This window comes from Kushneria sp. EE4 (genome assembly GCF_977968315.1).
Map to the genome: position 1 here is coordinate 986166 of NZ_OZ386212.1, position 21442 is coordinate 1007607.

Sequence of the window (21442 nt, forward strand, 5' to 3'; positions counted from 1 at the left end):
CGCATCACTGCCCGAGTGGCTCAATTGGATAGAGCAACGGCCTTCGAAGCCGTGGGTTGCAGGTTCGAGTCCTGCCTCGGGCGCCACTTCTTTTGTTTCCTCCCTGTTTTATATTTCCCTCGCTACCCGTTCAGGGTTAAACCTGTTGCGTCTGCGTTCGCCGGCTCGATGTTCAGCGACGAGTGTGTGACATGCAGGGCCGTGAAGAACGCATGCTCTATGCTCAACAGACTTCACCCCATCATCAGGAGGCCTGAATGGGCATTGAGCTTGCCGGATTTGTCGCCGTTGTTGTGCTGGCCTATCTGATTCCGGGGCCGGATTTCCTGCTGGTCAGCCGCTACGCCGTGCAGAACAAACGCCTTGGGCTGGCGGCGGCGCTGGGAGCACAAAGCGGCCTGTGCATCCACATGCTGGTCGCCGCGCTGGGCCTTTCGGCCATTGCCGCGCAGTCGGCAGAGTTTTTCATGATCGTGCGCTGGCTGGGGGCGGCCTATCTCATCTGGATGGGGCTTTGCGTGCTGCGTCAAAGCCGGCATCAGTCAGCCTCGAGCGATGTTCAAAAGCAGGGTGTTCAAAAAGAGCAGGCTTTGACCGGCCACCGCCGCGCGTTCGCCAACGGCTTTCTGACCAACCTGTTGAATCCCAAGGCCATCGTGTTTTTCCTGAGCGTACTGCCGCAGTTCATGAACCCTGCGGGCGACGCCGTGCGCCAGATACTGATACTGGGCGTGCTGGATGTAGCGATCGGCGTTGTCTGGTGGTGGGGCGTGGTCGCCGTCATGCAACAGCTCGCAGACATTTTGAAACGGCCAGCCGTTCGGCAGTGGTGGGATCGCATCACCGGCGGGCTGATGATTGGTGCCGGGGCGCTGCTGGCCCGAAATGGCACCGGCTGACGTGTGAAACTGGTTAGAGGCCTACTGGAAAGTTTTGGAATAAATGCAGTAATGTCACGAACCTTTCCAGCTCCTTTTTCATACCGGGTATAAAAGACATGTTAAAAGGCATCCTGCTCTGCTGTGGTTTTCTGATCATGCAGCTGGCCCTGCTGCACTACGTCGATGTTCGCCAGGCCAACAGCCGCAGCCAGGTCGAGTACACGCAGACGAAGTCACCGCAGGCGAATCTTCGCAACCGGGAAGGGCAGTTGACCCGCCGTGAGGATGAGGACAGCGACGACAACGCCGTCTGATGATGATCAGTGATACAAAAAAGCCCCGCTATGTGCGGGGCTTTTTTGTGGGCGCAACTTCTCAGGATGTCGGGCCATTCGGTCAGAAGCCGATATCTAGAGCCAGTGCTGCGGGTAGCGCCGGTGCCTGGCCAGATTGTTGATCACCACCGCCACGAACAGCATCAGCAGGCAACCGACGCCTACGGGGAAGAACGCATAGACCCAGCCCAGCTCGTGAAGCTCATTGGAGCCGATCACCGCGATCAGCGCCGTGGCACCGCCGGGCGGATGCAATGTATGGGTCAACTGCATGATGAGAATGGAGGTAGAGACCGCCACGGCCGCCGCGATCCAGTTATCACCCAGCAGCAGCCACGTGACAAACCCGCACAGGGCCGAGAGCACGCTGCCACCGAGGACGTTTCGCGGTTGGGCAAAGGGACTCTCCGGTGCCGCGTAGAGCAGTACCGAAGTGGCGCCGAACGAGCCGATCATCAGCAGCGTATGCGTTTGCAGGGACTGCGCGCTGATCCAGCCGACCCCGGTCATGCCAATGAACGCGCCCACCCACGACCAGAGTGCATCACGCCAGCAGGGTGCGGTGCGCGACGCCGCTGTGCCTCTCATCTTGCCCAGATAGTTTTTCACGAAGCCCTCGCCGTGAACGTTCAAAAAAGATCGCTGATAGTGCCACCTGCAAGCAATGCACTGAAATAGTGCATTGCTATGAGGTTAAGTATTTTCTGGAAAGACGACCGGGCATCAGGGCGTGGGCCGGCAAGTATTGAAGGAAAGGAACGTGGCCATCTCATGCTGGTGAGCGAGTGGGACCAAAAAGCAGCACGCTACTTTAGGGTTAATGGCATTACACAACTTTACTTAAGCAGCTCGATTCAATATCGTCGCTTGAGGATTAGCAGCGCCTTACGGAGACCGAACAGGACACCCGTTTTCAGGCAGTCGCTCGAACCCGTGCCGCCATGGTGGTTTTACCGGCTTGGCGTGCCTGATCGGCGCGTGTGAAATGCAAGGAAACGCAAGATTTTTGCGAGCCGTTGAACCGCCACGCGGCCCAGCAGTGGGGCTGTTCGAGGCCATCTGCAAGGGTGCAATAAAACCGACCCATTTAGCGCACAGGCGGGGCGGGGAGTCGACAGCGCGCTGAGAAAAGAGAACTGGAAGGGCGCATGCTACTTAATGTCTATTAGAAGTCACCAATATCGGGGTTGGTAAATGAATGAAAGGATCCTGCAAATTAGAACGGATGCTTTAGTGGCTGAGTATATTTATACAAAAAAGCTGAATTACATCAGCTTTTTTTCAGTTTTAGTAACTTGCTTAACTATAATAGTTCCAGTGCTTTTTTCATCTGCTGCGTTTATTGCTAAGGGGACTTATGCTGAATCTTGGATGAATATCGCTTCTGGTATCCTGTCAGCGGTTCTTGTTTGTTTTTCAATCTTAGCCTTGATTTTTAAAATTGATCAGAAACGAGAAAATTGTTTGATCGGACGAAGATTAAATGTTGATATAAGTAGTGACGCTCTAGATCTTTTAGAAAAAGTGATTCTGATCTTGAATGGTTTTATAGGTACATTGCCAAGGTGGACTCGACAGATCTTGAGAATTTTGGAAGTGTATCGGAAAAGCAACAGAAAAAGGCTTACAGATATTCTTTGAAAAAGCTGCTTCCTGGCCGTTCGGATATTATTTGCCCTATTTGTAAGGCTTCACCTTTCAGCTACAAGAAAGGTTCATGTCAAACGTGCGGCAACACCCCGAAGGAGAAAGTCTAATGTCTGTAGTAAAAACCTTCGATGATTGGTACGGTAAACTATCAACTTCTGATCAGAACAAAATACTTGAACATGTGCTTAACAATAAATGCAAAGTTGCGTGTGAAGGCTTTCATGCTGGTCCTTCTGGGGTATTAAAAAAAGGGCTTTTTGTTGCTCCATCAGGAAAATTTGCCCAAAGTAAATGTCCTGTTTGCGGAAAATAGTTTTTTAAATTGCAGGCACAACGCCAGTTTTTTCGTTGCGGCTTCTTTCCTACCTCGAAGTCGGGCTTATTACTGGCGTTACAAGTTCTTCACCAAATATGGAAGAAGTATGAAAATTTTTGCAACATGCATGGAGTGCATGAAGGAGCTTGGCCATCCATCTTTTGAGCCCATAATTGCAGACTACTATGATGAGCCAGTAGCATATATTGAATGCGCTCGAGGACATAAATCAGCATTTATGCTCCAAAGCCAAAAATTCGAAGTTTTATTAGAATCTGCTGCAAATGCGCTTTTAGAAGGTTATACGCTTGAAGCTGCATCTACATTATCATCTGCTTACGAACGTTTCTTTGAGTTTGCAATTAATGTCCTATGTGTAAAGCAAAAAGTAAAAGAAGAAGAGCTGGAAGAAACATTCAAGCAAGTATCACGTCAGTCAGAGCGTCAGATGGGAGCTTTCCTTTTTTTATATCTTATTGAGTTTGGTGAAACGTATAAAATTAATAAAAATCTTGTAGAGTTTAGAAACAAAGTCGTTCATAAGGGGTATATTCCAACTCCGAGTGAAATTGATGGTTTTGGTGAAAAAGTATACTCAGAAATATACACAATTACGGAGAAGCTAAAAGAAAGTTGTAAAGATGATATTCATACAGTGATAGTGAAAAGCATGATGGAGAGAGGCAAAGACTTACCTTCGGATATGCCGAGAGCCACTTCTTCAGGGACTATGTTTTTCTCACTCAGCAAAGCAGAGAATTATCCCAGTTTTTCTGAAGCGTTGTTATCATACCAAGATGTGCGAAAGATGCTGATAAGACGGTTCACTCAAGTGAAGGCCTCAGTTAAAGAATAAATATCCATAATAAATAATTAAGCCTTGTGAGGTGTGTCGAATATGATATTTGTATCGTGTGCAGTTTTGCAATGCTATTGTTATATGCTTTGGTCCAGCGGCTTCTCCAATCCTAAGCGATTTTAATTAAAGACTCCCGATTCATGAAGGTTTGTACATATGTTATGAGGAAGCTGAGATAAGTAAGCACATCTGCTATTAAGCAACAAAAAAGACATTGCTATATTAAGGAAAATAAACCATGCAAATGATGCCTGTTCGGTCTTCCGCTATTAAAGCCGTTGGTTACGATGCGGCTACTCGCAGAATGAAAATTACATTTCAGCAAGGTCGTACCTACGACTTTTGTAACGTACCTAATGAGGTGTACCAAGGATTGATAAGCGCAAGCTCTGTAGGAAGCTATTACGATCGGGTGATTCGTGACCGCTACCAATGCTGACCATCTGCTTCTGTGCTTAACCCCAGTGCAAGGCCAACCTGTAGTAATTATCGTATAGATAAAAACATCTTCCATGAGTGCATTCTATGGTATATCTAATGGTATACCATTTTATATTTGTCATAGGTAATGCATTATAAATCATATTCTTAGGAAGTTTTTCTAGTCCTGCCTCGCGCTACTCGACTACACACCCCATTTCCTAAAAAGCCCCGCTGAATGCGGGGCTTTTTTACGATCTCCATTAACCCAAGAGGCTAACGATCCAACTGCGGACTACTCCTTCGGCGCACGCTTGTTTAGAAGGTCCGTCTCATCGCTGCTTCGGGCGATTTCCTGCTCGACCTTTTTCATCAGCTTTTCATCCGGGCGGGCATCGAACAGCGCCTCGGCGCCCGGGTCGCGCAGTATCTGCTGCGCGCGCGCCCGGGCCGGGCGTTGGTCGCTGCCATCGCTCGCTGTGGGCGTCGTGTCGGATGAAGCGGGCGTGGCATCAACGCGGGTGGCGTCTGCGCTGGTGCCCTGAAAGCGCTCCAGCGCCTGCTCCAGTGACGGGTTAAACCGCAGGCGGTAGATGGGTTCGGGCAGGCTGAAGCCTTCATGTTCCAGGGCGTGCTTGGTCTCGCGAATGGTGATGCTGCGGGCCTTGCCAAAGTCGGTGGCAGATTGATCCACCCAGACCTGAAACTCGAGCACGATGTTGGAATCCCCCACCTGGGTGATGATGCCCATGGCCTTTGGCTCGTTTAGCACGAACCCCAGCTGATGGATGGCATCAAGCCCTACCTTGATGGCAGCAAGGGGGTCGTCATCGCCGTCCACGCCCAGTTCAAAGGTGAAGCGGCGCTCCGGGTTGCTGGTGTAGTTGAGGATGGTGCCCTTGAAGACATCGGCGTTGGGGATGCGCAGCTGGTTGCCATCGAGTGTCATCAGGATCGTGGCGCGCGAGGTCAGCCGCACGACGATGCCTTCCTGGCCGTTGATGACCACCTGATCACGCGCCTGAAAGGGCTGTCGAATGCTGAGCATCAAAGAGGCGATGTAGTTTTCGATGGTGTCCTTGACCGCAAAGCCTACGGCAATGCCGATCACGCCGGCGCCCCCCAGCAGTGTGCCCAGAATCGTCTCGGCGCCCATCAGGCTGAGCGCCAGGATCAGCCCGAAGACGATAAAAATGACCCGAACGGTCTGGGACAGCAGTGCCGCCACGAACGCATTGGGGGTCAGGCGCTGCCACAGGCGCTGACGTCGGGAGAGCCACGCCCCGAACCAGGTGACGAGCGCAAACAGCACGATGCCGACCAGCAGCAGGGGCAGGGCCTTGATCACGCCTCTGGCCTGCGCGACCAGCCCGTGCGCGACGGTGGAGACGTTGTCCTGCACATCGAGTGTGCGGTTGATGGCGTCATTAACGGTGACCACGTCGGTCAGGCGGCCGGCAAGGCTGATGGCCTGCTGCGCCTTTCGCTCGTTGGCCGTTTCCCCGGAGAGCGTCACCACGCCCTGAACCACGCTGATCTCCACGGCGTCCAGACCCTCGATCTCGGAAAAAATCCCGGTGATGCGGGTCTGGATGTCGTTGTCCCTGCTCGGGCTCGGGGTGGTTTCGATCCGCGCTTCATCCGTGCCTTCTGCACGGGAAGCGCTGCCCTGCAGGGCCTGGGCGGCGGCGGACAGTTCTTCCGCGGCGTGCGCCGGGGCGGTGATGAGCGTACTGAGCAGCACCAGCAAAAAGGCGCAGGCGCTCAGACGCCGGCAGCCGTGAAGAGAGGGCGGGAAAACGGCCATAATCATCCTGTGTCATGGGGGCAGGGGGTTGAATCGCGAGACGACGAGGCCTGATGAGCGCGGCTTGCATGCGCGTTCAGGGCATTCTGGCAGGTCAGTGTAGTCAAGGTGTCTGGTGCTGCGGCTCAGGCAGCACCGACAGGATGTTTCAGACACTCGTGGCGAGGCGGCCAACCTCGGCGATCAGCCGGTCGCGCTGCGCCGGATCGGCTTTCGGCAGGTAGACATAGGCCACCATGATCACCGCCCCGCGATCCGCGGGCCAGGCGATGCCGATATCAGCGGCGTTGCCGACGCTGTTGGTACCGGTTTTCTCGCCGATCAGCCACTCGGCGGGCAGGCCGGCGCGCAGGCGGGCGTCTCCCGTTTTGCCCTCGATCATCCAGGCGGTGAGCTGGTGACGCGAGGCCGGTGAGAGCGCCTCGCCCAGCAGCAGGGTGTGCAGAGTCTGCATCATCGCCAACGGTGTGGTGGTGTCGCGCTCGTCCCCGTCGTGGTCATGCTCGTTGAGTGTGGGCTCGGTGCGATCAAGGCGGGTGGTATGGTCCCCGATGTCGCGCAGAAAGGCCGTGACCTTCGCCGGGCCGCCGAGGCTTTCGATCAGCAGATTGGCGGCGGCGTTATCGCTCCAGGCGACCGCGGCCTGACCGAGCTCGGCGATCGTCATGCCCGGGCTGCCCATTTGCTTTTTGGTCACGGGCGTCCAGCCGGTGAGATCGGATTGTTTGACCTCGATGCGCTGGTCAAGCGTTACCTTGCCGCGGTCCACCTGTGCCAGTACGGCGGCCGCGATAAACACCTTGCCGGTGCTGTTGAACAAGAACCGCTCATCGCCGCGGTGGCTGACCACCGCGCCCGTGGCCACGTTCATGAGCGCCACACCCAGCCGGCCTTCTTGCTGTTGTTCCAGCGCCTGAAGCCCTTTTGGGATGGATACGTCAGCGGGGGCAGAACCCGCCTTGGCCAGCGTGGGCAGGGCCAGCCCGACCAGCGGCAGCAGTGAGGCGGTGCGAAGCAGGCGTCGACGGTCAAGCGGTGGCATGTGGGCGCTTCCATGGGTGGGGGAAGCACACTATAGCCTTGATGCCACGCACCAGGGTGTCCTTGTCGTTCAATCCACTTGAAGACGCTTTGCGGCCTTTTGCCTTTTTAAGCCGCGCAGGCCTTCCACCATCAAGATGATGACCGATAGCCAGATCGCGAGATAGGTTGGCCATTCGGCGGGGTGGATGGCCTCTCCCAGCACGAGTGCGACCAGCATCAGCAACACGGGTTCGACGTAGATCAGCAGACCAAAAAGACTCAGGTTGAGGTGAGGCGCTGACAGGGCCTGAAACGTCAGCGCCAGTGCGCTGACAAGCCCCAGCCCGAGCACTGCCCACAGCAGATGAATATCGACAGCCGGTCCGGAAATGACCTGCCCTCCCTGCATGATGAAAAAAAGCGCCAGTGGCAGCGCAAGAATCATGTCAAACCAGAGCCCGCCAATATTGTTGGTGTCGGTCTGGCGGCGTAGCCAGAAATATCCGGGATAGCCCAGGCACACGGCCAGTGTCGGCCAGGCCAGCGTCTGTGAAAAAACCAGCTGATTGAGTATGCCGAAGACAGCGAACATGCAGGCCAGCTGTTGAAGACGCGACATTCGATCCCTGAAGGCCAGCCGACCAACCATCACCATCGTCAGGGGCAAAATGAAATACCCAAGCGACACGGCAAGGCCGTAATCGTTGCCCGGTGCCCATACAAATATCCAGAGCTGAAAGCTCAGAAGAAAGGAAGACAGCAGGCGAATCACTATAAAATAGCGTTCGCGATATCTTCTTCGATAAATACTTGTGACCTGTGGCCAGTATCCTCTAAAAATGATAAAGGCAGTCAGGCAGGGAAATGTTAAAAACATGCGCCAGCCAAAGATTTCTTCGCCATCCAGTGCAGAAAGCTGCGAGGTATAAGCAAACATCAGGGCGAAAAATAGCGATGCGATAATGTTGAGGATAACGCCAAGTGTTGTGTGCTGATGAGGCGGCATGGCTTTTTGAATATTGGTGGATGACATGCGATATTTTATGCCATCGACCCTGATAAAGGTTCTCGAAATTTTTGTTGTTCATGAGAGATTTTACCGCATGCCTCATCCTTCAGGGCTGGACAGATTCGATACCGCGCTGCTCGAACTTCTGCAAAAGAACTGCCTGACGCCGCTGCGAGAGCTTTCCGAGGCCGTGAATCTCTCACCGGCCACGGTCCAGCGTCGCATTCAAAGACTCAAGGACAACGGCTTTATTCTCGCCAGCGTGGCCGTTATCAACCCTGAAAGGGTCAACAAGAACATAACGGTTCTGGTTGAAGTACAGGCGAACAAGACATACACGGATGATCTTGAAACACTGAAAAAAAGCTTTTCAGGGCCTGAAATACAGCAGTGCTATTACGTGACCGGCGAGGCAGACTTTATGCTGGTGTTACTGGTGTCGGACATGAAAACCTTTGAGGCAATATGCGATCGCCTTTTTCATGACAATAAAAACGTTAAATGGTTTAGAACCATTGTGGTGCTGGACACCGTCAAGGCCACGCTGGATGCAATATAAACCATTGTCCATGCCGGATCGGGAGATAATTATCCCTGAGACGGAAAAAAATGGTCCCTTCCAATGAGACGTCGGCGGCGACACTCGGGTTAAAAATATCCTGCCTTTCAGAATATGACGACGGCCATTGGCCTGGCGCCTCCGGTATCAGGTGTGAACAGGCCGAAAGCGGGTGCCGCCGTCACCCGAGGGTGTTATGAGTCTGCATTAGGGGCTAAAAAAGCCCGGCTTTAGAAAAATCTAGCCAGGCATTTATATAGCGAACAAATAAATAGCGCACGAAAATCAAGTATCCAGCCCCCTTCGCCGATATTAGAAAGACTCTGTCCATAGTCTATGGCTATCTAAAACCTTTCCGGAATCGGTACAAATGACCATACGAGATCTTTCCATCAGTAAGCAGATCGGGCTGGGGTTTCTGGTTGCCGTTGTGTTTCTGGTGCTTAGTGGGGTGTTGAATTCCTTGAGCCTTCGCAGTGTCAACGACACGATGGGCTCGCTGTATTACGACCGGGTGGTCCCGCTGAAGGATCTCAAGGTGATTTCGGATGCCTATGCCGTGGATGTCATCGACGCGGTCAACAAGGCCAATGCCGGGCTGATGACGGCCGAGGAATCGTTTCAGGCCGTGCGCAGTGCCCACGAGGTCATCAACAGCCACTGGGCGGCCTACATGAACACCATGCTCACTCCAGAGGAAGCAGCCATTGCTGCCCGGGCTCAGGCGCTTTTTGTCACCGCCAACGACGCCCTTAACGGGGTGGAGCAGATATTGCAGGGCATGACGGGTCGGGTCAGGGGGCAGCTCAATGCCATCGATGGGCCGCTGTATGCATCCATCGACCCCATCAGTGATGTTATCGGTGAGCTGATCAATCTTCAGCTGCGCGAAGCAGAGGCGGGCATGGAGCATGGCGCGTCCCAGTATCACCAGGCGATGCTGGGCACGCTGGCACTGGCGCTGATTGCCGTGCTGATCTCGGTCGTGGCGGCCATCGTGATTACCCGCGGCATTACTCGACCCCTGGGGCAGGCCGTTGAGCAGGCAAGGGCCGTGGCGGCGGGGGATCTGTCGGTCAGCGTCGAGCCCCGCTCGCGCAACGAAATAGGTCAGCTTTTGATGGCCCAAAAGGAGATGGTCACCGGGCTGGCTCGAGTGGTCGCCAGCGTACGGCGCAACGCGGAAAGCGTGGCCTCGGCAAGCGCGCAGATTTCTCAGGGCAACGATGATCTGAGCCAGCGCACCATGCTGCAGTCTTCTGCCATCGAGCAGACCTCGGCCTCCATGGAGGAGATGGGGTCCAGTGCCACCCAGAATGCCGACAACGCGCAAAAGGCCAATCAGCTCACCACCAGCGCCAGTGCCGTGGCGCATCAGGGGGGCGAGGTGGTCGGGCAGGTCGTCCAGACAATGCGTGATATCAACGACAGCAGCGGCCGGATCAACAACATCGTCGGTGTGATCGACGGCATCGCCTTCCAGACCAATCTGCTGGCACTCAACGCCTCGGTGGAAGCCGCTCGGGCCGGTGAGCAGGGTCGCGGCTTTGCCGTGGTGGCCAGCGAAGTACGCAGTCTGGCCCAGCGCAGTGCCGAGGCGGCGAAGGACATTCGCGCGCTGATCGACGAAAGCGTCAAGCGCGTTGAAAAGGGCACGGATCTGGTGGATCGGGCGGGCAGGACCATGGAGGACATCGTCTCGTCCATCAAGCATGTCAGTGATATCGTCGGTGAGATCAGCGGTGCCAGCAGTGAGCAGAATCTGGCGGTCGGGCAGGTGAGTCAGGCCATCACCCAGCTTGATGAAGCCACGCAGCAGAATGCGGCGCTGGTCGAGGAATCTGCCGCCGCGGCCGCCAGCCTGAAAGACCAGGCGCACGAACTGGTCTCCGTGGTCGGGCAGTTCCGGCTGGGCGATCAGAGCGCAAGCGCTTACGCCAGAGGGTAATGCGGTTGTCGGGCCACGCCGGCAGATGACGCCGGCGTGGCGTGTCAAAGGGTTTTGCCGCTTGTCCCAGTGGCATTTCACGCGGTTCATGACCACACTTTCTACCGCACCAATCAATGAGGGAGAGAAGGCATGGCGATCCGCTATGAAGTGCATGAACACGCGACCGCACACGTTCAGGGCGCGCCCAATCGTGAGCAGCAAAAGGAAATGGATGACATGCCGCTGGAGTGCTTTCGCATCTGGGACAGCCAGGAAGAGCGCTATGTCAGCGAAGAGTATGAAGTGCGCGAGGAAGCCGAAGAAGACTGCCAGCGGCTGAACGAAGAGGGCTGAGACCCTTTCGGTTTAAAAAACATCAGGCCCATCGGTGATTTGCCGGTGGGCTTTTTTATGATCGTGTCGTTCCTGGAAAACGCTTGACCTTATAGAAGGTAGAAGGTTTACAAAGGGGGTGTTCACCTTACAAGGAGCTTGACCATGTCCGATCAGACCAGCTGTGCCTGCCCGAAGTGCACCTGTGGCGTCAACGACAACGCCGTCGAGCAGGACGGCAAGCTGTACTGCTGCCAGGCCTGCGCCACCGGCCACGCCGATGGTTCCGAAGGTTGCGGCCACAACTGCAGCTGCGGCAAGTAATCAGGCTGTCATTGGCAGGCCCGCGCGGCCTGCCATTGCTAGCTGACATGGCCCCCGACAAGTCGTCGGCGGGTCATTTTTTATGCACGCATCAAGGCAATCGCTGCGGCGTGATGCCTGCCGGGGCGGCCTGCGACAAACAGCCCGATGCGGCGTGACTTGATATTGCGCCGGGTCGCAACCATCTCATGGGTAATTCACCTGTTCGGGAGTCTTCCATGAGCACACCGCGTATTCTGATGGTTCTGACCTCTCACGACGAGATGGGCGACACCGGCCACAAGACCGGTTTCTGGGTCGAGGAGTTTGCCGCCCCTTATTACACCTTCCTCGATGCCGGCTGCGAGATCGTGCTGGCAACGCCTGCAGGCGGCGCCGCGCCGATCGACCCCAACAGCGAAGGCGATGACGCTCAGACCGAAGCCACGCGCCGTTTCTATGGCGATGATGAAGCGAAGGCGCGCATTGCCGATACCGCGCGTCTGGCCGACATGCGCGCCGAGGAATTCGACACCGTGTTTTATCCCGGCGGCCACGGCCCGCTGTGGGATCTGACCGACAATTCGGACTCCATTGCGCTGCTTGAAGACTTTTTGGGCCAGCACAAGCCGATCGCCTCGGTCTGCCACGCGCCTACCGCGTTTTTGAATCTCAGGGACGCGCAGGGCGAGTTCGTGATCAAGGGCAAAAAGGTCGCCGGCTTCACCAACGAAGAAGAGGCCGCCGTCGGCCTGACCGAGGTGGTGCCGCACCTGCTCGAAGACGAGCTCAAGCGCCGCGGGGCGGACTATCAGAAGGTGGATGCCTTTGCCCCGTTTGCCGTGGAAGACGGCCTGGTGATTACCGGCCAGAACCCGGCAAGCTCGGAAGCCGTGGCCGAGAAACTGCTGGCAGCGCTCAAGCGCTAAACGTTTGATGCGCCACAAAAAGCCCCGACGTTGAAGCGTCGGGGCTTTTTTTATGTCTGGGGGCCGTCGCAAGCCGGCACATCACCGGGGTCAGAGCTATCGATCCAGCAGCATCCAGATCGTAAAACCTGCAAAGGCCAGCAGAATAAAGATTAACCGTTGACTCATGTTGTTCCTTCCTTCTGGTTATCGAAGGCCTCTGTCCGAAAGGCCGGGCCTATAATGCCTCGCCCGTGGTCATAAAAGAACACTAATACACGGCTTTTGACGTGAATTCTAAAGTAGGTAGACTGGTCTACCTATTCTGCATTCTGGATAATGACCATGACATCATCTGAAGCGCCATCGGCGACCAGCGCTCGCGAGCGCCTGCTCAACGCAGCGGCCATGCTGTTTTACAGTGACGGTATTGCCGGCACCGGTATCGATGCCATTGTCAGACGCGCGGGCGTGGCCAAAAAGAGTCTCTACAACAACTTCGACTCCAAGGCAGCACTGGTGACCGCCTATCTGCAGGCGCGTCACACCGAGTGGCTTGCGCTGTATGAGGCGCGGCTGACAAAAGCCTTCACACCCCCGGATCAGGTGCTGGCAGTATTTCTGGCCTATCAGGATCACGCCGAGTGGGCCTATGAGCGCGGCTTTCGCGGCTGCGGATTGCTCAACGCTGCCGCCGAACTGCCGGCCGGCCATGAGGGTCGCGAGGTGGTTCTCGGTCACAAGCGTCAGGTGGAAGCACTGCTGGTCGCACCGCTGACTGAACTGACCGGTGATGAAGCCACAGCGGCCCGGCTGGCGCAGCAGCTCGCCTTTCTGCTGGAAGGCGCGATGGTGCGCGCAGGCCTTGAAGGCAATAGCTGCTGCGTTCGTCAGGCCCATGACATGGCCAGGTCGATGGTGAATGCCCCATGAATACGACCTCTCGCGAACACCTGCTCGGCGTGGCCGGCGTTTTGATCGCCGCCGTGCTGTGGGGCACGACCGGTACGGCAGCGACCTTTGCTCCCGAGGTCAGCGCCGTGGCGATTGGTGCCGTGGCGATGGGGCTGGGCGGGCTGCTGCAGGCGCTGGTGGCGGCGCCGCGTATCCGAAAGGCTCGGGCATCACTGCGTGCGCGTTGGCCCTGGCTGCTCTCCGGGGCGGTGGCGGTGGCGATCTATCCGCTGGCGTTTTACGCCTCGATGCGTCTGGCCGGCGTCACCATCGGCACGGTGGTGTCGATCGGCTCGGCGCCGCTGCTCTCGGCGTTGATCGAATCGCGCCTGGAAGGGCTGAAACTCGGCGCGCGCTGGAAAATCGGCGCGACGCTGGGGCTGGTCGGCATGGGGCTGTTGTGTCTGGCCGAGACCGGCGCGCATACCGGCGTGGGCAGTACGACGCAGGTACTGCAGGGCGTGGCGATGGGGCTGGTGGCCGGGCTGACCTACGCGTTTTACTCCTGGTCAGCGCGACATCTGATGCAGGGCGGCATCCCCACACGGGCGGCCATGGGCGCCACCTTTGGCCTGGGCGGGCTGTTGCTGATGCCGGTGCTGCTGCTCACCGGCGCGCCGCTGCTGGCCTCGATCAATAACGCTGCCGTCGGGCTCTACATGGCACTGGTGCCGATGTTTCTGGGCTATATCGGCTTTGGGTACGGGCTGGCGAGAGTGCCGGCCAGCACCGCCACCACCATCACGCTGTTCGAGCCGGTCGTGGCCGCGCTGCTGGCGGTCGTGATCGTCGGTGAGCGCCTGCCGCCGCTGGGCTGGGGCGGCATCGTACTGGTGATCGCGTGTCTGGTGTGTCTCACGGCGCCGGTGCGCTGGCGGCGCGCAGGGCTGGATAAGCAGCCCGCGACGGCAGGCTGAGGCCTACGGATCGATACGCTGCCAGTCGTCCCACGGCGGCGTGTCACCAATCACTTCCTGAAGATAGTCCATGAACGCCGCCACCTTGGGCGTGCGCAGCCGGCCATCGGTGGTCAGCACATGAATCATGCGCCGCTCGGGCACCACCTCACAGCGCCAGGTGCTTAGCAGCGGCACCAGCTGCCCGCAGGTCAGCGCCTCGTGAATCAGCCAGGTGGGGAAGAGCACAAGGCCCTGACCCAGAAGCGCCGCCTGCAACAGGCTGTCGGCGTCGTTGCTGTAGAGGCTGCCGGCCAGCTCAAATGCCGTGGGGGTTTTCTCATCTGGTGCCTGAAAGTACCAGCGCTGGCGCCCCATCTCGCCCTGATAGAGCAGGCAGTCATGGTGTTTCAGTGCCTGTGGCGTTTTGGGGGTGCCATACTCGGCGAGATAGGCCGGCGCGGCAGCCACCACGTAGTTCATCGGTGCCAGCGGCCGGGCGATCAGGGCGGAGTCGGCCAGCTGTCCGACGCGAAAGGTAATGTCGCTGCCTTCGCGCACCGGGTCGGTCAGCGCGTCGGTAAGCAATAGCTCGGCACGCACGTCCGGGTAGCGCTTTTGAAAACCGCGCAGCAGCGGTACCACCTGATGGCGCCCGAACGCCACCGGACTGTTGATATGCAGCGTTCCCGCCGGTGTCCGCGCCGGGCTTTTCAGCGCCTCGGTGGCCTGATCAAATTGCTCGAGCGTGCCGCGAATCTGCTCGTAGTACTGCCGGCCGGCCTCGGTCAGCGTCACCGCTCGGGTATGGCGATAGAGCAGCCGAACGCCCAGATCTGCCTCCAGCGCGCTGACCTGACGCGACACGGAAGACACCGCCCTGTGAAAATGACGCGCCGCCGCGGTAAAACTGCCGGTGGCCGCGACCCGTTCGAACGTGCGTAACGCGTTGAGATCCATCATGTTGCGCCTGATGCAATAATGATTTGCATCATGTTCGATTTAAGCAACACGGCGCAAGCGCCATACTCCCGGCCATCATTGAACGAATAAGGGAGTTGTCTCATGCAGACAGGCGTTGCACTGGTTGTTGGGGCCACCGGCATTACCGGCGGCAATCTGGCCACGTATCTGGTCGCCAGCGGCTGGACCGTGTACGGGCTTTCACGCCACCCGTCGCAACAGGCGGGCGTGATCCCGGTCTCGGCCAATCTGCTGGACGGTGATGCCACCGCCATGGCGCTCAAGGGCCTGCCGATCAGCCATGTCTTTTATTGCACCTGGACGAAGCGCGACAGCGAACGGGAAAACGTCGAGGCCAACGGCGCGATGATGAACAACCTGTTCGCCGCACTGGACCCGAAAAAGCTGGTGCATGCATCGCTGGTCACCGGCACCAAGCAGTATCTGGGCTCGTTTGAAAGCTACGGCAGCGGCAAGGTCGAAACGCCGTTTCGCGAGTCCGCCCCCCGCGTGCCGGGGGAGAATTTCTACTACACGCTGGAAGATATCCTGATCGAGGCCGCTGGCAAGTACGGCTTTGCCTGGAACGTGCACCGCCCGCATACCGTCATCGGCCACGCCCGCGGCAACGCCATGAACATCGGCACAACCCTTGGCGTTTATGCCTCGATCTGCAGGGCCACCGGGCGGCCGTTCATCTTCCCGGGCTCGCAGCTTCAGTGGAACGCGCTGACCGACATGACCGATGCGCTGCTGCTGGCCCGTCAGATGGCCTGGGCGGCGCTGACGCCGGGGGCGCACAATCAGGCGTTCAACACGGTCAACGGCGACACCTTCCGCTGGCGGCGCATGTGGCAGGAAATCGGCGAGTTTTTCGGCCTGGAAGTCGCCGACTGCCCCGACACGCCGCAGCCGCTGGATGAGCAGATGGCCGGCATCGAGCCCGAGTGGCAAAACATTGCCGAGCAGCACGGTCTGGTCGAATCGGATGTGACGAAGCTGGCCTCCTGGTGGCACACCGATGCCGATCTCGGCCGCGAGCAGGAGTGTGTCAACGATCTGGTCAAATGCCGCGATTTCGGCTTTAACGAATTCCGCGAGACCCGCGCCGCCTTTTTCGATCTCTTTACCCGGCTGCGGGCGGAAAAGGTCATTCCGTAAATCGGCGCATTCGCGCATCGAAAAAGCCCGCCACTTAACGAGTGGTGGGCGTTTACTGTCAACTCATGTCGGCGTGATTTTCTCCCACGCCAGCACGCCCTCTATCTCGCCTTCATCCTCGAGCCTTCCTTCCCGGGCAAACTGCGCCCATAGCGCGCGCAGGCGGCGACCATCGGTTTCCATCTCCTGTTCGGTTATCCCCTCGACAATACCGGCATGGCGCCATACGTCCCAGCCGGCGAACAGCAGGGCGAGATCGATACTGTGGCAGGCGCCGCGGGCGGCCCGGTCGCTGCCCCAGTCAAGCCGGTAGCGCCACACGCGCCCACCGGCGTTGGCATGGCGCCGGGCAAAGCGTTCGGCAGGGCGGGAATAGAGTCCGGTGGTGATGGCTCGGCTGAGCGCGCGCCGACACCGCGTGCCGATCACCGGCAGGCGAAACAGCCCCTGCAGCGCTTCGGCTTCGGGCATGAACAGTTCCGCTTCATCGACGTTGTGGCCAATCAGCACATCGCAGTGGGGCGCGCGCTGCTCAAGCGCGGTTTGACGCTGTGTCAGCCGGGGTAGCGGCGCCTGGCCGAACTGTACGCCAAAGGGCATCAGGCCGCCGGGTAGATAGCGCTGGCCGATTTTTTCGACTCGCTGCTGGGCATCGAGACAGGCCTTGAGTGAACTGTGTGCGTTGACGCTTTCGGCGGCTCTGGCCATGGCGGTGTGCATGGTGCGCCGACCTGGGGTAATGCCCAAAGGCGCGCTCTGGATGATGGCGCGCTGAAAAAGCCCGCGGGTCTCATCAGCGCACATCAGGTGGGCTATGGCGTCGCCCCCGGCCGACTCGCCGAACAGGGTGACGTTATCGGGGTCGCCGCCAAAGGCGGCGATGTTCTCCCTGATCCAGCGCAGCGCAGCGATCATGTCCAGCAGGCCCAGATTGGCGGGCCGTCCCCTGGTCTCTTCCCGAGTGTTTGCCTCTGCCTGAAAGGTGCCACCCGCGAAGCCGAAAATACCCAGACGATAGGTCACATTAACGGTGACCACATCCTGCTCTGATACCAGTGATTTCGGGTCGTGGATGGGCAGATCCCCCGCCCCGAAGATGTAGGAGCCACCGTGAATCCATACCATCACCGGGCGAGGTGTGGTGGCCGGGTGATCGGGTGAGCAGATGGACAGCCGGGTGCAGTCTTCCTGCTGCGCCATGGCGTTGGGTGACACCCCCAACAGGCGGGTGAAGGCCTGCATGGTTCGCTGCGGGCTGGCGGGTGCCCATTGCGTCGCACCGATCGGCGCTTCAGATCGTGCCAGTGGTATAGGCGGCTGAAACCGTTCGGTGCGAGCGTAGGGGATGCCGGTCGCGCGCAGCACATTGCCGTCACGCCAGCCGATAATCTCACCGGCCGGCGCGTTAAAACGGGGCGGGGCTAGGGTCGTCTCTGACATCCGGGTCTCTGGCCATGAAGTCGTATGACGAGTGCCCGGCACTGATCACGGTCAGGCGCGGACAATCGGGCTGTCATGCATGGGAAGTCGGTTTATCCCAGCACCTGCGGGTTGAGATGCCAGGTGCTCCAGGTCAGCGCGGTGGCCAGCGTCACCCAGGCCAGATAGGGCACCAGCAGGGCGCCGGCGAGCGGTTTGATACGCCAGAAGGCGATTAGCGTGGCGAGAATCAGGATCCAGAGCACGACCGTGCCGGCAAAGGCGATCGCGCCCAGCTGCCAGACAAAGTAGAGCCAGCTCCACAGCGCGTTGAGTGCCAGCTGCACGACAAACAGCGTCAGTGCCGGGCGCACGTTTTGCGTCGGCTTTTCTCGCCAGACAAGCCAGGCGGCAATGCCCATCAGGGCGTAGAGCGTGGTCCAGACCGGGCCGAACGCGCCGGCCGGGGGCGCCCAGGAGGGCTGCTGCAGCTGCTGATAGAATTCGGCAGCATTAACGGAGGCAACCGCGCCGATGGCGGCGGCGATATAGGCCAGCACCAGCCAGCCGGCCAGGCCCATGAACTGTTGACGTTGGGTGAGTGACTTCATGCCATGTCTCTTTTTTGAAAATCTGTTGTAAACCGTCCGGCTTGAACGTCTGCTGTGACATTCATGCCGGCGCCGTGTGCAATAGCGCATGGGGGCGCTTTGCATAATAGCGCTCGTGACCGGGTGTGGCAGTGGGGCAGGATGACTCATGATGTCACCGCTGATAAGAGGAGAGCACATGCAGATTGCCATCATGGGGGCCGGTGCGGTCGGGTGCTACTACGCCGCGCTGCTGGCCCGCGCCGGCCATGCGGTGACGCTGATCGGCCGAGCCAATCACGTCGAGGCCATTCACCGGGAAGGGCTGATCCTTGAGACGGCGTCAAGGCGCGAGACGTTCGAGGTCTCGGCCAGCGTTGATGTGAGCGCGCTGAAAGACGCTGAGCTGGTGCTTTTTTGCGTCAAGGCCACCGATACCGAGGCCGCCGGCGCGGCGATGACGCCGGTGCTGTCTGACACTGCGGTGGTGTTGAGCCTGCAAAACGGCGTGGATAACGCCGAGCGGCTCGCCGCCATTGTGAAACGTGCGGTGATGCCGGTGGTGGTTTATACCGCGGTGGCCATGGCCGGGCCGGGGCACGTGCGCCACTACGGTCGCGGCGAGCTGGCGCTGGGCGCTTCACCCGTGGGTGAGTCGCTGGCGAATCTGTTCAAGTGTGCCGGTATCCCGACACAGGTGTCCGATAACGTGGCCGGCATGCTGTGGGAAAAGCTTGTGATCAACTGCGCCTGGAATGCGATGTCGGCCATCACCCGGCAGCCCTACGGCGCGCTGATGGCGGTTGAAGGCACCCGGGCGCTGGTGACAATGATCGTTGACGAGTGTCGGGCCGTGGCACGGGCCTGTGCGGTAACGCTTCCCGATGACATTAGGGCGTCAACCCTGGCGATTGCCGAGACCATGGCGGGGCAGCACTCCTCGACGGCGCAGGATCTGGCCCGTGGCCGTCCCGGGGAAATCGAGCACCTTAACGGTTTTATCGTGCGACAGGCGCAGGCCCACGGCATCGCCACGCCCATCAACCACGCCCTGCTGGTGCAGATACGTGCGCTGGAGCAAAGGCACGCCACTTCTGATATGTCTTCCTGCTGATATAACCCTCTTCCGGTATCGGCGGCCGGGCTCTGAGGCCGCCGGCATTGCACTTTGGTCCCGATATCGACCAAAGCCGCGCTTCTCGCAGGCCAGGTGCGCTGTACAGTCCACTGAACAATGTTCAATCCACTGTACGACCGCAGGTCTTCGGAGCGCGCCATGACGCAAAAAACGCTGAAGGTGGCGGTAGCCACGCCACTAAGCGAGACACTGTGTGCGCTGATCGAGTCCCTGGTGCCCGAGATCGAGCTGCTGCGCGACCAGTCGCTGCTGCCGCCCATGCGCCACCCGGCAGACTTTGCCGGCGACCCGAATTTCAAGCGTACGCCCGAGGAGGAGGCGCGCTTTGACGCGCTGCTGTGCGAGGCGGACGTGCTCTACGGCATTCCGGATGTCGACCCGCAGCGGCTGGCCAGAATCGTTAAGGCCAACCCGAAGCTTCGCTGGGTGCACGTCATGGCTGCCGGCGGTGGCGGGCAGGTCAAGGCGGCGGGGCTTTCCGGCGAGGCGCTGGAACGGGTGATGTTTACCACCTCGGCCGGTGTGCATGGCGCGCCGCTGGCGGAGTACGCCGTGTTTGGCGTGCTGGCCGGCGCCAAGCAGCTGCCCCGCATTATGGCCCAGCAGCGCGATCATCACTGGGGCGATCGCTGGCTGATGGGCCAGATCAGCGAGCAGCAGGTGCTGATTCTGGGGCTGGGCGGTATCGGCCGTGAAGTGGCACGCCGGCTGTCGCTTCTGGACATGCACGTGCTGGGGGTGTCGCGCCAGCAGCGCCTGGTCCCCCATGTTGATGAAATCATCGCGCCCTCCCAGCTTCGCGACGGTGTGCGCCGTGCCGATGCCATCGTGATCGCGCTGCCGGGTACCGAGGCCACCGAAGGATTGATTGATGCCGAACTGCTGGCCGAGATGAAGCCCGGCGTTACTCTCGTCAACGTCGGACGCGGCACGGTCATCGATGAAGTCGCGCTGATCCAGGCGTTGCAGAACAATCACATCGGGCTGGCGGTGCTGGATGTAACGGCCTCGGAGCCGCTGGAGAACACCTCACCGCTATGGGACATGCCCAACGTACTGCTCACGCCCCATACCGCCGCGCTCAGCGAGTCCGAGGACCGCCTGATCGCCGAGTTTTTTGCCGACAATGCCCGGCGCTATCTCAACGGCGAGGCGCTTAGAAACCGTGTTGATACGGTCGAGTTCTACTGATGAGCGCCCCGGCCGTGACGCGTGCTCTGCGCGTACTGACCCTGCTGGAAGCGGCGGCCGGTGAAACGCTGGGCGTGAGCGAAATGGCGCGCCAGCTCGGCGTGGCCCGCTCGTCGCTTTTCAACATCTGCCTGTCGCTGGAAGCCGAAGGGGTGATCCAGCGCGTGGAGGGCGGCTATCGGCTGGGGCGCCGTCTGGTGGAGCTGGGCGGGGCGTATCTGCGCACGGTGGACCCGGTTCAGGCGTTTTATCAGGCCTGCAGCGATACCCCCTTTCTTCATGACGAAATCTGTCAGCTGGCGGTGCTGGACGGCACGGACGTGCTCTATCTCGCCGCCCACGCCGGGCGTCTGCCGCTGCGCATGACGGCAAGCATCGGCAGTCGCTTTCCGGCCTCGATCACGGCGGTGGGCAATGCGCTGCTGGCAGGTCTTGATGATGACGAGCTCAGACAGCGCTTCGAGGACCCGGCCACGCGCCCGGCCTGGACGGCAGATTCCATCACCGATCTCGAGGCGCTGATCGACAAGATTCGCGACGTGCGCGGTCGGGGGCACGCACGGGATAAAGGCGAAGTGTTTACCGGTATCCGCGGGCTGGCGGTGGCGGTAGCGCCGCAGTACAGCGGCGAGCAGGGCTTTGCCGTGGGCGCCTCGCTGCTGGAGGTGTACTGCAACGATCATATCGAGCTGCAGGCCATCGAGGCGCTGTCCAGTATGGCCGTACACATTGCCAATCCGATGAATCTGGGCAAGGGCAGCGCCGGCGCCTCTACCTGACAAGCCCAGCGCTGCCGG

The 21442-nt window shown here is 59.0% G+C and carries 24 protein-coding genes and 1 tRNA gene; 18 read left to right on the forward strand and 7 right to left on the reverse strand.

Annotation, left to right across the window (positions count from 1 at the left end; genetic code table 11):
- Positions 1 to 9 precede the first annotated feature (9 nt).
- From ACXMYO_RS04450 to ACXMYO_RS04460, 3 genes are all read left to right on the forward strand, one after another.
- Positions 10 to 86, forward strand: a tRNA-Arg gene (locus ACXMYO_RS04450).
- 171 nt (positions 87 to 257) lie between these two features.
- Positions 258 to 899 (forward strand): LysE family translocator, encoded by a 642-nt coding sequence (locus ACXMYO_RS04455; protein ID WP_457807937.1) that lies wholly within the window; start codon positions 258 to 260, stop codon positions 897 to 899.
- Positions 900 to 997: 98 nt separating this feature from the next.
- The gene (locus tag ACXMYO_RS04460; protein ID WP_457807938.1) at positions 998 to 1195 is read left to right on the forward strand and encodes a hypothetical protein; all 198 of its coding nucleotides are present in this window, start codon (positions 998 to 1000) and stop codon (positions 1193 to 1195) included.
- A gap of 96 nt (positions 1196 to 1291) precedes the next feature.
- On the opposite strand, the gene ACXMYO_RS04465 is transcribed toward ACXMYO_RS04460, so the two are convergent.
- On the reverse strand, positions 1292 to 1825 hold the full coding sequence (locus ACXMYO_RS04465; RefSeq protein ID WP_438767145.1) for an HPP family protein: 534 nt from the start codon (positions 1823 to 1825) through the stop codon (positions 1292 to 1294).
- A gap of 585 nt (positions 1826 to 2410) precedes the next feature.
- On the opposite strand from ACXMYO_RS04465, the gene ACXMYO_RS04470 reads away from it, so the two are divergent.
- The 4 genes from ACXMYO_RS04470 (at position 2411) to ACXMYO_RS04485 (ending at position 4480) form a co-directional block, all read left to right on the forward strand.
- On the forward strand, positions 2411 to 2857 hold the full coding sequence (locus ACXMYO_RS04470) for a mobilome CxxCx(11)CxxC protein (protein WP_457807939.1): 447 nt from the start codon (positions 2411 to 2413) through the stop codon (positions 2855 to 2857).
- A gap of 115 nt (positions 2858 to 2972) precedes the next feature.
- The gene (locus tag ACXMYO_RS04475) at positions 2973 to 3179 is read left to right on the forward strand and encodes a hypothetical protein (protein WP_457807940.1); all 207 of its coding nucleotides are present in this window, start codon (positions 2973 to 2975) and stop codon (positions 3177 to 3179) included.
- 109 nt (positions 3180 to 3288) lie between these two features.
- A complete protein-coding gene (locus ACXMYO_RS04480) occupies positions 3289 to 4038 on the forward strand; it encodes a hypothetical protein (protein ID WP_457807941.1) in 750 nt (249 codons plus the stop codon).
- A gap of 250 nt (positions 4039 to 4288) precedes the next feature.
- The gene (locus ACXMYO_RS04485) at positions 4289 to 4480 is read left to right on the forward strand and encodes a KTSC domain-containing protein (protein ID WP_457809473.1); all 192 of its coding nucleotides are present in this window, start codon (positions 4289 to 4291) and stop codon (positions 4478 to 4480) included.
- A gap of 276 nt (positions 4481 to 4756) precedes the next feature.
- On the opposite strand, the gene ACXMYO_RS04490 is transcribed toward ACXMYO_RS04485, so the two are convergent.
- The 3 genes from ACXMYO_RS04490 to rarD form a co-directional block, all read right to left on the reverse strand.
- Positions 4757 to 6274: a mechanosensitive ion channel domain-containing protein gene (locus ACXMYO_RS04490; RefSeq protein WP_457807942.1), complete on the reverse strand. Its 1518-nt coding sequence runs from the start codon at positions 6272 to 6274 to the stop codon at positions 4757 to 4759.
- A gap of 142 nt (positions 6275 to 6416) precedes the next feature.
- Positions 6417 to 7310, reverse strand: coding sequence for a class A beta-lactamase (bla, locus tag ACXMYO_RS04495; RefSeq protein ID WP_457807943.1), 894 nt, complete (start codon positions 7308 to 7310; stop codon positions 6417 to 6419).
- A 69-nt stretch (positions 7311 to 7379) separates the two neighbouring features.
- A complete protein-coding gene (gene rarD / locus ACXMYO_RS04500; RefSeq protein WP_457807944.1) occupies positions 7380 to 8324 on the reverse strand; it encodes an EamA family transporter RarD in 945 nt (314 codons plus the stop codon).
- 70 nt (positions 8325 to 8394) lie between these two features.
- On the opposite strand from rarD, the gene ACXMYO_RS04505 reads away from it, so the two are divergent.
- The 7 genes from ACXMYO_RS04505 to ACXMYO_RS04535 all read left to right on the forward strand — a co-directional run bounded on the left by ACXMYO_RS04505 (position 8395) and on the right by ACXMYO_RS04535 (position 14204).
- On the forward strand, positions 8395 to 8859 hold the full coding sequence (locus ACXMYO_RS04505) for an AsnC family transcriptional regulator (RefSeq protein WP_438767150.1): 465 nt from the start codon (positions 8395 to 8397) through the stop codon (positions 8857 to 8859).
- Between the two features lie 370 nt (positions 8860 to 9229).
- Positions 9230 to 10807: a methyl-accepting chemotaxis protein gene (locus ACXMYO_RS04510; protein ID WP_457807945.1), complete on the forward strand. Its 1578-nt coding sequence runs from the start codon at positions 9230 to 9232 to the stop codon at positions 10805 to 10807.
- A 132-nt stretch (positions 10808 to 10939) separates the two neighbouring features.
- Complete coding sequence (locus ACXMYO_RS04515; protein ID WP_438767152.1) at positions 10940 to 11143, forward strand: hypothetical protein; 204 nt, start codon at positions 10940 to 10942, stop codon at positions 11141 to 11143.
- Between the two features lie 144 nt (positions 11144 to 11287).
- Positions 11288 to 11446 carry a metallothionein gene (locus tag ACXMYO_RS04520; protein WP_438767153.1) on the forward strand — a complete coding sequence of 53 codons (159 nt, stop codon included), beginning with the start codon at positions 11288 to 11290 and terminating at the stop codon, positions 11444 to 11446.
- Positions 11447 to 11664: 218 nt separating this feature from the next.
- Positions 11665 to 12354 (forward strand): type 1 glutamine amidotransferase domain-containing protein, encoded by a 690-nt coding sequence (locus ACXMYO_RS04525; RefSeq protein ID WP_457807946.1) that lies wholly within the window; start codon positions 11665 to 11667, stop codon positions 12352 to 12354.
- A 324-nt stretch (positions 12355 to 12678) separates the two neighbouring features.
- Positions 12679 to 13266, forward strand: a complete 588-nt coding sequence (locus ACXMYO_RS04530) for a TetR/AcrR family transcriptional regulator (RefSeq protein ID WP_457807947.1) — start codon at positions 12679 to 12681, stop codon at positions 13264 to 13266.
- Entirely contained in the window at positions 13263 to 14204 is a 942-nt protein-coding gene (locus tag ACXMYO_RS04535; protein WP_457807948.1) for a DMT family transporter, read from the forward strand. The genes ACXMYO_RS04530 and ACXMYO_RS04535 overlap by 4 nt, the downstream gene beginning before the upstream one ends.
- A gap of 3 nt (positions 14205 to 14207) precedes the next feature.
- Here the strand turns inward: ACXMYO_RS04535 and ACXMYO_RS04540 are convergent, their stop codons facing one another.
- Positions 14208 to 15146 carry a LysR family transcriptional regulator gene (locus ACXMYO_RS04540; protein WP_457807949.1) on the reverse strand — a complete coding sequence of 313 codons (939 nt, stop codon included), beginning with the start codon at positions 15144 to 15146 and terminating at the stop codon, positions 14208 to 14210.
- Positions 15147 to 15248: 102 nt separating this feature from the next.
- On the opposite strand from ACXMYO_RS04540, the gene ACXMYO_RS04545 reads away from it, so the two are divergent.
- Positions 15249 to 16307 carry an SDR family oxidoreductase gene (locus ACXMYO_RS04545; RefSeq protein ID WP_457807950.1) on the forward strand — a complete coding sequence of 353 codons (1059 nt, stop codon included), beginning with the start codon at positions 15249 to 15251 and terminating at the stop codon, positions 16305 to 16307.
- A 63-nt stretch (positions 16308 to 16370) separates the two neighbouring features.
- Here the strand turns inward: ACXMYO_RS04545 and ACXMYO_RS04550 are convergent, their stop codons facing one another.
- Together ACXMYO_RS04550 and ACXMYO_RS04555 are read right to left on the reverse strand one after the other, a co-directional pair.
- Positions 16371 to 17747: a carboxylesterase family protein gene (locus ACXMYO_RS04550; protein WP_457807951.1), complete on the reverse strand. Its 1377-nt coding sequence runs from the start codon at positions 17745 to 17747 to the stop codon at positions 16371 to 16373.
- Positions 17748 to 17839: 92 nt separating this feature from the next.
- Positions 17840 to 18337, reverse strand: coding sequence for a TspO/MBR family protein (locus ACXMYO_RS04555; protein WP_457807952.1), 498 nt, complete (start codon positions 18335 to 18337; stop codon positions 17840 to 17842).
- A 178-nt stretch (positions 18338 to 18515) separates the two neighbouring features.
- Here ACXMYO_RS04555 and ACXMYO_RS04560 point away from each other — a divergent pair, with 178 nt between their 5' ends.
- From ACXMYO_RS04560 to ACXMYO_RS04570, 3 genes are all read left to right on the forward strand, one after another.
- Positions 18516 to 19430 carry a ketopantoate reductase family protein gene (locus ACXMYO_RS04560; protein ID WP_457807953.1) on the forward strand — a complete coding sequence of 305 codons (915 nt, stop codon included), beginning with the start codon at positions 18516 to 18518 and terminating at the stop codon, positions 19428 to 19430.
- Between the two features lie 162 nt (positions 19431 to 19592).
- Positions 19593 to 20645: a D-2-hydroxyacid dehydrogenase gene (locus ACXMYO_RS04565; RefSeq protein ID WP_457807954.1), complete on the forward strand. Its 1053-nt coding sequence runs from the start codon at positions 19593 to 19595 to the stop codon at positions 20643 to 20645.
- Positions 20645 to 21424 (forward strand): IclR family transcriptional regulator, encoded by a 780-nt coding sequence (locus ACXMYO_RS04570; RefSeq protein ID WP_457807955.1) that lies wholly within the window; start codon positions 20645 to 20647, stop codon positions 21422 to 21424. Before ACXMYO_RS04565 ends, ACXMYO_RS04570 begins: the two co-directional genes overlap by 1 nt.
- Positions 21425 to 21442 lie beyond the last annotated feature (18 nt).

Bases quoted from the DNA above. Each gene is read 5' to 3' on its own strand.
- ACXMYO_RS04455 (WP_457807937.1), top strand. From the start codon at position 258: ATGGGCATTGAGCTTGCCGGATTTGTCGCCGTTGTTGTGCTGGCCTAT.
- ACXMYO_RS04460 (WP_457807938.1), top strand. From the start codon at position 998: ATGTTAAAAGGCATCCTGCTCTGCTGTGGTTTTCTGATCATGCAGCTG.
- ACXMYO_RS04470 (WP_457807939.1), top strand. From the start codon at position 2,411: ATGAATGAAAGGATCCTGCAAATTAGAACGGATGCTTTAGTGGCTGAG.
- ACXMYO_RS04475 (WP_457807940.1), top strand. From the start codon at position 2,973: ATGTCTGTAGTAAAAACCTTCGATGATTGGTACGGTAAACTATCAACT.
- ACXMYO_RS04480 (WP_457807941.1), top strand. From the start codon at position 3,289: ATGAAAATTTTTGCAACATGCATGGAGTGCATGAAGGAGCTTGGCCAT.
- ACXMYO_RS04485 (WP_457809473.1), top strand. From the start codon at position 4,289: ATGCCTGTTCGGTCTTCCGCTATTAAAGCCGTTGGTTACGATGCGGCT.
- ACXMYO_RS04490 (WP_457807942.1), bottom strand. From the start codon at position 6,274: ATGATTATGGCCGTTTTCCCGCCCTCTCTTCACGGCTGCCGGCGTCTG.
- bla (WP_457807943.1), bottom strand. From the start codon at position 7,310: ATGCCACCGCTTGACCGTCGACGCCTGCTTCGCACCGCCTCACTGCTG.
- rarD (WP_457807944.1), bottom strand. From the start codon at position 8,324: ATGTCATCCACCAATATTCAAAAAGCCATGCCGCCTCATCAGCACACA.
- ACXMYO_RS04505 (WP_438767150.1), top strand. From the start codon at position 8,395: ATGCCTCATCCTTCAGGGCTGGACAGATTCGATACCGCGCTGCTCGAA.
- ACXMYO_RS04510 (WP_457807945.1), top strand. From the start codon at position 9,230: ATGACCATACGAGATCTTTCCATCAGTAAGCAGATCGGGCTGGGGTTT.
- ACXMYO_RS04515 (WP_438767152.1), top strand. From the start codon at position 10,940: ATGGCGATCCGCTATGAAGTGCATGAACACGCGACCGCACACGTTCAG.
- ACXMYO_RS04520 (WP_438767153.1), top strand. From the start codon at position 11,288: ATGTCCGATCAGACCAGCTGTGCCTGCCCGAAGTGCACCTGTGGCGTC.
- ACXMYO_RS04525 (WP_457807946.1), top strand. From the start codon at position 11,665: ATGAGCACACCGCGTATTCTGATGGTTCTGACCTCTCACGACGAGATG.
- ACXMYO_RS04530 (WP_457807947.1), top strand. From the start codon at position 12,679: ATGACATCATCTGAAGCGCCATCGGCGACCAGCGCTCGCGAGCGCCTG.
- ACXMYO_RS04535 (WP_457807948.1), top strand. From the start codon at position 13,263: ATGAATACGACCTCTCGCGAACACCTGCTCGGCGTGGCCGGCGTTTTG.
- ACXMYO_RS04540 (WP_457807949.1), bottom strand. From the start codon at position 15,146: ATGATGGATCTCAACGCGTTACGCACGTTCGAACGGGTCGCGGCCACC.
- ACXMYO_RS04545 (WP_457807950.1), top strand. From the start codon at position 15,249: ATGCAGACAGGCGTTGCACTGGTTGTTGGGGCCACCGGCATTACCGGC.
- ACXMYO_RS04550 (WP_457807951.1), bottom strand. From the start codon at position 17,747: ATGTCAGAGACGACCCTAGCCCCGCCCCGTTTTAACGCGCCGGCCGGT.
- ACXMYO_RS04555 (WP_457807952.1), bottom strand. From the start codon at position 18,337: ATGAAGTCACTCACCCAACGTCAACAGTTCATGGGCCTGGCCGGCTGG.
- ACXMYO_RS04560 (WP_457807953.1), top strand. From the start codon at position 18,516: ATGCAGATTGCCATCATGGGGGCCGGTGCGGTCGGGTGCTACTACGCC.
- ACXMYO_RS04565 (WP_457807954.1), top strand. From the start codon at position 19,593: ATGACGCAAAAAACGCTGAAGGTGGCGGTAGCCACGCCACTAAGCGAG.
- ACXMYO_RS04570 (WP_457807955.1), top strand. From the start codon at position 20,645: ATGAGCGCCCCGGCCGTGACGCGTGCTCTGCGCGTACTGACCCTGCTG.